Below are 626 nucleotides of genomic sequence, written 5' to 3' on the forward strand. Positions count from 1 at the left end.
GTGTTGGGTCAATAGCATAGACTCGGCGTACTATGATGTCAAGCCTCTACAGACATGAAAAAGCGATTGTAGATCCATCGAGGCAGGCTTGTACTCATCTTAGGGGTGAGTAGTTACGATCGCCTTAAATCTGCCCTTTCTACAAACGAAGATAAAAAAGAGGAAATATCTGAAGTTGTAGAGACGATCAGATCATCACCTAAGAATGATGGCATTGAAACGACAGAAGAGGAAATTGAAGCTTACAACATCATCAAGGCTATTCTCCGCAATGTTATTGACGTAAAGAGGGTAGTTATGCGGGATAAGAAAAGCTACTGTGGGATATTGCTTGACGATACCAACAGAAAGCCGATCTGCAGGCTGCATTTCAATCGTTCAAGGAAGTACCTGGGATTGATTGCTAATAAACAGGAAGAAAGGGTGGAAATAGAGTCTCTAGACGATATTTTTAAATACACAGATAATTTGCGTGCTGTTATAGGTGAGTATAGTGAGTAGGTGCCGGGTCCCGTGTGATTATATTCTAAAAATCTGCGTTCTAAGAACGCAGATTTGCCTTTTGCCCCCTATAAGGGGGCTTTGATGCCAGCCTTCTGAGAAGGCTGGCTGGTGAGTTATCCCAT

Annotated in this window: 1 protein-coding gene; it reads left to right on the top strand. The window is 42.7% G+C overall.

The genetic code is table 11. The features are described 5' to 3' along the window. The first annotated feature begins 105 nt into the window (after window positions 1–105). Window positions 106–501: a hypothetical protein gene (locus ACOCD2_RS24810; RefSeq protein ID WP_293690044.1), complete on the top strand. Its 396-nt coding sequence runs from the start codon at window positions 106–108 to the stop codon at window positions 499–501. The last annotated feature ends 125 nt before the right edge of the window (window positions 502–626 follow it).

It is taken from the genome of Thiolapillus sp. (assembly GCF_048562965.1).
In the GTDB taxonomy this organism is placed as follows: Bacteria; Pseudomonadota; Gammaproteobacteria; order Chromatiales; family Chromatiaceae; genus Thiolapillus; species Thiolapillus brandeum_A.